The following is a 7905-nucleotide window of genomic DNA, read 5'->3' as shown; positions in this document are numbered from 1 at the left end:
CCCGACTCGCAAGAGGTGGCACTGGCAGTGGGTTTGCTGGCGACCCTGTCGTCATCCTTCCTGGTGCAGGACGACCTGTGTTTCCTGCACCTGGCCAAGCTCACGGAGCTGGCGTTGCTGCATGGCGTAGCGCCAGGGAGCACCTACGGCCTGGCCTGGTACGGGGTGATGTGCGCCGAGCGTTTTGGTGCCTATCACGATGGCCATGGTTGCTGCCTGGCGGCGCTCAAGCTGATCGAGCGCCACGGCCTGGAGGCCGACCTGAGCAGCGCGCTGCTCGCTCTGGACCAGCTCAGTGCCTGGACGTCGCCCATGGAGCTGGCCCGCCGCACCGCCCTGGAGGCCGTCGATTCGGCGCACCTGAGCGGCGACCTGGCCATGAGCTGCCATGCCTGCAACCACTTGGTTTCCGACTCGCTGATCATGGGCCGCTACCTGCCGGAAGTGGCCGAGGAAGTCGCCCAGGGCCTGGCCACCGCGCGTCGGCATGGCTACCTGGAGGTGGCGCAGACCCTGCTGGCCCAGCAAGCGTTCGTCGCCGCCCTCAGCGGCACGACCGGCACGACCGCGACCGCACCCTCGAACTCGCCCATTACACGGTTCTTCGAGTACCTGTTCGCCGGCATGAGCGCCTTCTACCTGGGCAACCATACGCAGGCCATGGCCAACCTGGCGCGGGCCGGCGACTACGCCTGGGCCGCGCCGGCCCACATCAACCTGGCCGACTATCACCTGTTCCGTGGCTTGCTCCTGGGCAGCCCGGAGGCCCCCGGCAGCCTTGCCGACAAGCTGCACGCACTACAGGCATTGCGTGAGCGCTTCGCTCACTGGGCAGGCTTCAACCCGGCCACGTTCCGCAACAAATTGCTGCTGATCGAAGGGGTGATCGCCAAGCTGGAGGGCGACGGGCTGGCCGCCATTCGTTGCTTCGACCAGGCGCAGATCGCCGCCACCGCTGCCGGCTTCATCCACGAACAGGCGCTGGCCCATGAGCAACTGGCGGAAGTGTGCATCCCCAGCGGTCTGATTTCCGGTGCCAACCTGCACCTGCGCGTCGCTCGCGATTGTTTCCATATCTGGGGCGCAACCGGCAAGGTGCAGCAACTCGAGACCCTGCATCCGTTCCTGCGCACCCAGCCGATCCAGGAAACCCAGCGTGCCACGCAGCAGGCCAGGCTGGACCTCGAGGCCGGTATCGAAGCGGCGCGAGCGCTGTCCGAGGAGGTGCTGCTGGAAGGCCTGATCGAAACCCTGATGGGCCACCTGACCGAGCACTCCGGCGCCGACCACGGTGCGCTGCTGATCGTCAGCGGTGCCGAATTCCAGATGGCCGCCCTCGCCTACATCGACGATGCCGGGCTGCACGTGAACATGGACAATTGCCAGAAATTCATGACCCAGGCGCCGTTGTCGGTCATCAACACCACCATGCGTACGCGCAAGCCGCTGGTGCTCAGCGATGCCCAAAGCGATTGCCCCGAAGCCTTTCGCCAGGACCTGCAGGCACGTGGCGCCCGCTCGGTACTGTGCCTGCCCCTGGTGATCCAGGGGGTGCTGATCGGCCTGGTGTACCTGGAAAACCGCCTGGTACCCGGCCTGTTCGGCAGCCAGCGCCTGGCCATGCTGGAGATCCTGGCGGCGCAGGCCGCGGTGTCACTGCAAACGGCCAAGTTCTACACACGCCTGGCCGAAGACAACCAGAGCCGGGCGCAGATAGAGGCGGAACGGCGTCATTCTCGCGCAGAGCTTGCGCGCACTGCCCACCTGCAAGTCATGAACGAACTGTCGGCCTCGATTGCCCACGAAATAAGCCAGCCGTTGCTGGGTATCGCTGCCAATGCCGCCGCCAGCCTGCGCTGGCTGAAGCGTGCAAAGCCCGACCTGGAAGAAGCGATGGCCGGGCTGGAAGACATCCGCAACGACAGCGAGCGTGCTGCCAACATCCTGCGGGCGTTGCGCTCGCTGGCCAAGCAGGCACCGCTGCAGCGCCAGGCGGTGAAGCTGGACGCGGTGATCCGCGAGGTGGTGCGCCTGACCTCGACCGATGCCGCCAAGGGTGCAGTGCAGGTGCAAACCCACTTGCACGCGGGGGTCAGCGTGGTGGCCGACCCGGTGCAGTTGCAACAGCTGATGTTCAACCTGATCACCAATGGCCTGGAGGCGCTGGCGGGGTACCGTGCCGATGGCGTGCTGCGCATTGCCTCGGCGGTAGTTGCGGGGCAGGTAGAGATCTGTGTGGACGACAACGGGCCGGGCATTGCGGTTGAAGAACGCGAGCGCGTGTTCGATGCGTTCTACACCACCAAGGGCAGCGGCATGGGCATGGGGCTGGCGATCTGCAATTCGGTGGTACAGGCCCACGGCGGCCAGTTGCAGGCGTTGGTGTCGGAGCTGGGCGGCTGCCGGATTCGCTTCACCCTGCCGGTCAGTGACCGCTAGCCTGTGCCGGCCTGTTCACGGTGCACCCCGCACCTGCGCATACCACGCTGCAGAAACGGGTGTACCCGCTGCAAGGCCGGTTCAGGGCTGAATCAGCGCGACGTCAGCGCCGCATAGCTGTTCATCAGGTTGCGATAGTTGGGTATGCGCTGCGACAGCAGGCTGCCCAGCCCTTCGATGTCGTTGCGCCAGTCGCGGTGCAGCTCACAGGCCACCGAGAACCAGTTCATCATCTGCGCGCCCGCCTGGGTCATGCGCACCCACGCTGCCTGCTGCACGGTTGGGTTGAAGGTGCCCGAGGCATCGGTGACCACGAACACCTCGAAACCTTCCGCCAGCGCCGACAGAGTCGGGAAGGCCACGCACACGTCGGTGACCACGCCGGCAATGATCAATTGCTTGCGCCCGGTCGCCTTGATCGCCTTGACGAAGTCCTCGTTGTCCCAGGCATTGATCTGGCCTGGGCGGGCAATGTAGGGCGCGTCCGGGAACATGGCCTTGAGCTCCGGCACCAGCGGGCCGTTCGGGCCTTGCTCGAAACTGGTGGTGAGGATGGTCGGCAGGCCGAAGAACTTGGCCAGGTCACCCAGGGCCAGCACGTTGTTCTTGAACTCGTTGGGGGCGAAGTCCTGCACCAGCGAGATCAGGCCGGTCTGGTGGTCCACCAGCAGTACCACGGCGTCGTCTTTGTTCAGGCGCTTGTAATCGGGTTGGCTCATGGGGGTGACTCCTCGGTTGGAAAAGCGGCGCGGTACTACCCGCAGGGGGCTATACCAGTGAATAGCTCCGGCTTAAGAATAGGCCTGGGCCTGGCGCCACGCATTCGGCGGCTGGCCGACCAGGCGGCTGAAGGCACGGGTGAAGTGGGCTTGGTCACAGAACCCGCATTCCAGGCTCACGTGGGTAATGGGCGCCTCGGTGGCAAGCAGGCGCTTGGCCTTTTCCATGCGTGCCAGCAGGCGCCAGGCCTGGGGCGAAAGCCCGGTATTGACCTTGAAAGCTCGGGAGAAATGGCTGCGTGTGAGGTGGCACAAGCCGGCGATCTCGATGATCGACAGCGAGCTGCGCAGCATCAGTTCCTTGGCCAGGCGCAACCGCGCAGGCGTCAGGGCCCCAGGGGGTTGCAGCGGCATTTGAGGCGTCCCGTCGTGCATGGCGACTCTCCTGTTCAGTAGGGAAAGTCTCACCCCCGGCACATGACAAAGTCCTGAGCCAAAGCTGAATTGTTCTTAATTGTGCGGTGCTGGCCCTGGCGGGTTTGCCGCTACCATAAGATGCGTTTCATATTCAGTTACAGGCCGTCAGCCGCACCCAGGATTCAAGGTAGAAAAGCAATGCAGGAAAAAACCGCCCACCGCACCGTAGCCATGGTGCTGTTCAACGATGTGCTGTTGCTGGACGTGACGGGGCCTATGGATGCATTCGCCATCGCCAACCGTTTCCTGCCGGCCGAGCGGCGCTACCGGTTGCTCACCCTGGCCGAGGGGCAGGCGGCGGTGCGTGGCTCGTGCGGGCTGAAGGTGGTGGCCGACCTACGCCTGGAAGACCTGCCTGCCGCCGTGGATCTGCTGCTGGTGCCCGGTGGCCCTGGCGCGTACGACATCGCGCTGCCAGTGCTCGAGCGCTGGCTACCCCAGGCCGTGCGCAGTGCCAAGCGGTTCGGGGCGATTTGTACCGGGGTATTTTTGCTGGGCCGGGCCGGGCTGCTGGACGGCTACCGTTGCACCACCCACTGGAACTACGTGGAGCGCCTGGCGCAGGCGTTTCCCGCGGCCAAGGTGGAAACCGAGCAGATCTATGTCATCGATCGCTGCCTGATCACGTCTGGCGGCATCACGGCGGGCATTGACCTGGCACTGGCAGTTATCGCCGAAGACCACGGCAAGGCACTGGCCCTGGAAGTGGCCAAGGTGCTGCTGGTGGCGCGCCACCGGCAAGGAGGGCAAACGCCGTATGGGCCGCTGCTGGCGGCAGTGCCACGCGACGACTCGCCAGTGGCGAGGGTGCAGGCATACATCGTCGATCATATCGAGCAGGCCTTCACCGTGCAGAAAATGGCCGACCTGGTGGCCATGAGCGGGCGCAACTTTGCCCGCACGTTTCAGCGCGAGGTGGGGATTACGCCACTGCAATACCTGCAGAATGCGCGCATCGACCGCGCCCGCCAGTTGCTCGAATGCGGCGACCTGCCACTGAAGGTGGTGGCGGCGCAGTGCGGGTTTGGCAGTGACCGGCACATGCGCAAGGTGTTCTGCGAACGGATTGGCATGACGCCGGCGCAGTATCGGGCACAGTTTGGTGGGGCCTGAGTCAGTGTGTTCCCTGTGCGGGCCGCTTCGCGAGGAAACCCGCGCCCACAGGGGCTGCACAGGTTGTCTCATTTTTCAGGACAATCTTTCTCCCCGATGGCGGATTGTCTAACACCACCCCCAGCCCTCAGAATTGTCCGCCAACCCGTTCGAACGCTGCCCCGGCAGCTCATGGAGTACGAGCCCATGCCACATGAAGGCAGCCTTCTACAAACCGCGGTGATCTTTCTGCTCGCTGCCGTCCTTGCCGTGCCCTTGGCCAAGCGCCTGCAACTGGGTGCCGTGCTTGGCTACCTGCTGGCCGGTGTGGTCATTGGTCCGCAGGCATTGGGTTTGATCCGCGATACCGAGAGCGTGGCGCACATTTCCGAGCTGGGCGTGGTGCTGCTGTTGTTCATCATCGGCCTGGAATTGTCCCCCAAACGCCTGTGGCTGATGCGCAAGGCCGTGTTCGGCGTCGGTACCGCCCAAGTGGTGCTGACCGGCGTGCTGATCGGCGCCATTGCCCTGTTCGGTTTCGGTCAGGCGCTACCTGCGGCCATCGTGCTCGGCCTTGGCCTGGCGCTGTCATCCACCGCCCTCGGCCTGCAAAGCCTGGCCGAAAGCAAGCAACTCAATGCCCCGCACGGCCGCCTGGCCTTCGCCATCCTGCTGTTCCAGGACATCGCCGCCATACCGCTGATCGCCCTGGTGCCGCTGCTGGCCGCCAGCGGGCCGGACACCAGCCACGGCGACAGCCTGCAACACGGCTTGCAGATCTTCGCCAGCATCGCCGTGGTGATCGTCGGCGGCCGCTACCTGCTGCGCCCGGTGTTCCGCACGGTGGCCCGCACCGGCCTGCCAGAGGTGTCTACCGCCACTGCGCTGCTGGTGGTGATCGGTACCGCCTGGTTGATGGAGGAAGCCGGCATTTCCATGGCGCTGGGTGCTTTCCTCGCCGGCTTGCTGCTGGCGGACTCGGAGTACCGCCACGAGCTGGAATCTCAGATCGAGCCTTTCAAGGGCCTGCTGCTGGGGTTGTTCTTCATCAGTGTCGGCATGGGTGCCAACCTGCGTCTGCTGCTGGAAATGCCGCTGGTAGTGCTGGGCCTGACCCTGCTGCTGGTGGCAGTGAAGCTGGTGCTGCTGGTTGGCGTTGGCCGCCTGGCCGGTGGCCTGAGCGGCGCCAGCGCGCTACGCCTGGGCATGGTGCTGGCGGCCGGCGGCGAGTTCGCTTTCGTGGTGTTCAAGCTGGGCAAGGACCAGGGCCTGTTCGACACCCAGACCTACGACCTGCTGCTGATGACCATCACCCTGTCGATGGCCATTACCCCGCTGCTGATGATTGCCTGCGCCCGCGCCCTCAAGCGGCCGCAACCTGCGCGTGAAGTGCCTGAGCAATACAAGCAGATACAGACGGATACGCCTCGGGCGGTAATCGTCGGCATGGGGCGTATGGGGCAGATCGTTGCACGCATCCTGCGCGCGCAGAAGATCCCGTTCATTGCCCTGGAAACCTCGGTCGATGCCATCGAGATGACTCGTATGTTCGAGCAGGTGCCGGTGTTCTACGGCGACCCGCTGCGCCCGGAAGTGCTGCATGCCGCCAAGGTGGGTGAAGCGGAGTACTTCATCATCACCATCGATGACCCTGAAGCTGCCATTCACACAGCTGAGCGGGTGAAGCGCCTGTACCCGCACCTGAAAGTGCTGGCCCGTGCGCGCAACCGTCAGCATGTGCACAAGTTGGCGGATGTGGGTGCCGAGCCAATCCGCGAGACGTTCTATTCCAGCCTGGAGATGACCCGCCGCGCGCTGGTGGGGCTGGGTTTGAGCGATGAGCAGGCGGCGGACCGGATTGCACGGTTCACCCAGCATGACGAAGAAGTGCTGGTGGCCCAGGGGCAGGTCCGCGATGACCGGGCCAAGGTGATGCAGACGGCCAAGGAGGCGCGGGTTGAGTTGGAGCGGTTGTTTGATTCGGATGCGGACTGAACAATCAGGCATATATCAACCGCTCTATCTTAGGATGCTCACGGTGGGCCGCTTGCCAAAGATCGTAGGCCGCCTGTTCGGCAAGGTACTGCCGGGCAGGACCGAGGCCAGCCAATTCAAGTCGATAAGCAAGATCGGCAGATATTGCGGCACGCCCATTGAGCACCGTGGATAACTGCCCCCGTGAGTAGCCCAGGTGACGAGCTAACTCAGAGACGTTCATTCCAATTGCGGGCAACACATCCTCTCGCAATGACTCCCCGGGATGGGGAGGATCAAACATAGGCATGGCTGAGGCCTCCTTAGTGGTAATCGAGATAGTCAACAAGCTCCACATCGGTACCAATGAAGCGAAACACGAGGCGCCAGTTACCCGAAACATTCACCGCCCAAAAGCTTTCCAGCTTTCCATGCAGGGGATGAAGACGATAACCAGGGCGATTCATATCTGAAGCCGTTTTTGCTACGTCAAGGGAAGCAAGCAAACGCCGCAAGCGATTGACATGATCCGCACGCACCCCAGATGTGTCACGTTGCTGATGGAGCAGCCTCAGGCCCTTGTGCCTGAAACTTCTGATCATTGAAGGGTTAGTGTAAGGTCATGCCTTACACCTTTCAAGCTGGCAGTGGAGCGGAACATGGGGTTACTCCTGAAGGATTTCCGGGTTGCCCAGTTTGCTCTCGACGTTCCTCAATGGCGCCGTCATGCCATCCTTTTTCACTGTCAGAAATTGCCCAAAGCGGAATGGGGCACTCGCCAATCTGGGGGCTCTGAACGCCCTCATCCTGTCTCCTGACGATCACCGGGTCGCTGTCGGTTCAGCGATCGGGTATGGAAACCCGGATGTGATAAAGGGCTGCCGTAATGGCAGTTGTGCGCGTGTAGCCGTTTGGCCAACCGGCTTGCCTGCCCACCGGTTTTCCACCCCGCGTACAACTTCGGCCTTCTGCGGGGAAATGGGTCGTTACAGTTCAGCCCGACACAGCCCAACGCGCCTTCAACCGCTGCGATGCTGGCCACCCACACTTGTTCGCCGTAAACCCGGGCATCTGCGCCCATGACGCCCTGGTGCATGTCGCCCAGTACCCGCGGGGCGCTTACGGCTGTGGCTACAAAGCCTTGGAACACCTGGGCGAAACCGGCAAGAGCCTGTTCTGGTGCAACCTGAATGCAGTCAGTGAA

The 7905-nt window shown here is 63.5% G+C and carries 7 protein-coding genes and 1 pseudogene; 4 read left to right on the top strand and 4 right to left on the bottom strand.

Going from position 1 to position 7905, the window contains the following annotated elements; all coding sequences use genetic code 11:
* The coding region (locus tag APH30_RS25220; RefSeq protein WP_156326676.1) for an ATP-binding protein at window positions 1-2439 on the top strand (2439 nt) is incomplete at its 5' end.
* Between the two features lie 92 nt (window positions 2440-2531).
* Here APH30_RS25220 and ycaC read toward each other — a convergent pair.
* Together ycaC and APH30_RS25210 are read right to left on the bottom strand one after the other, a co-directional pair.
* Entirely contained in the window at window positions 2532-3158 is a 627-nt protein-coding gene (gene ycaC, locus APH30_RS25215; protein WP_054914082.1) for an isochorismate family cysteine hydrolase YcaC, read from the bottom strand.
* Between the two features lie 72 nt (window positions 3159-3230).
* Entirely contained in the window at window positions 3231-3593 is a 363-nt protein-coding gene (locus APH30_RS25210) for an AraC family transcriptional regulator (RefSeq protein ID WP_054914081.1), read from the bottom strand.
* A gap of 180 nt (window positions 3594-3773) precedes the next feature.
* Between APH30_RS25210 and APH30_RS25205 the strand changes: the two genes are divergently transcribed.
* Together APH30_RS25205 and APH30_RS25200 are read left to right on the top strand one after the other, a co-directional pair.
* Window positions 3774-4748 carry a GlxA family transcriptional regulator gene (locus APH30_RS25205; protein WP_054914080.1) on the top strand — a complete coding sequence of 325 codons (975 nt, stop codon included), beginning with the start codon at window positions 3774-3776 and terminating at the stop codon, window positions 4746-4748.
* A gap of 186 nt (window positions 4749-4934) precedes the next feature.
* Complete coding sequence (locus APH30_RS25200; RefSeq protein ID WP_054914079.1) at window positions 4935-6722, top strand: monovalent cation:proton antiporter-2 (CPA2) family protein; 1788 nt, start codon at window positions 4935-4937, stop codon at window positions 6720-6722.
* A 4-nt stretch (window positions 6723-6726) separates the two neighbouring features.
* On the opposite strand, the gene APH30_RS28460 is transcribed toward APH30_RS25200, so the two are convergent.
* Window positions 6727-7011, bottom strand: a complete 285-nt coding sequence (locus tag APH30_RS28460) for a HigA family addiction module antitoxin (protein WP_064314327.1) — start codon at window positions 7009-7011, stop codon at window positions 6727-6729.
* 13 nt (window positions 7012-7024) lie between these two features.
* A complete protein-coding gene (locus APH30_RS28455; protein WP_009681629.1) occupies window positions 7025-7303 on the bottom strand; it encodes a type II toxin-antitoxin system RelE/ParE family toxin in 279 nt (92 codons plus the stop codon).
* 395 nt (window positions 7304-7698) lie between these two features.
* On the opposite strand from APH30_RS28455, the pseudogene APH30_RS29715 reads away from it, so the two are divergent.
* Window positions 7699-7905 (top strand): annotated as a pseudogene (locus APH30_RS29715) (hypothetical protein); the annotation flags it as partial.

Source organism: Pseudomonas sp. NBRC 111127 (assembly GCF_001320345.1).
Classification (GTDB): Bacteria; Pseudomonadota; Gammaproteobacteria; order Pseudomonadales; family Pseudomonadaceae; genus Aquipseudomonas; species Aquipseudomonas juntendi.
The sequence above is the reverse complement of the archived record's forward strand: the minus strand, read 5'-3'. Positions and strand labels throughout refer to the sequence as shown.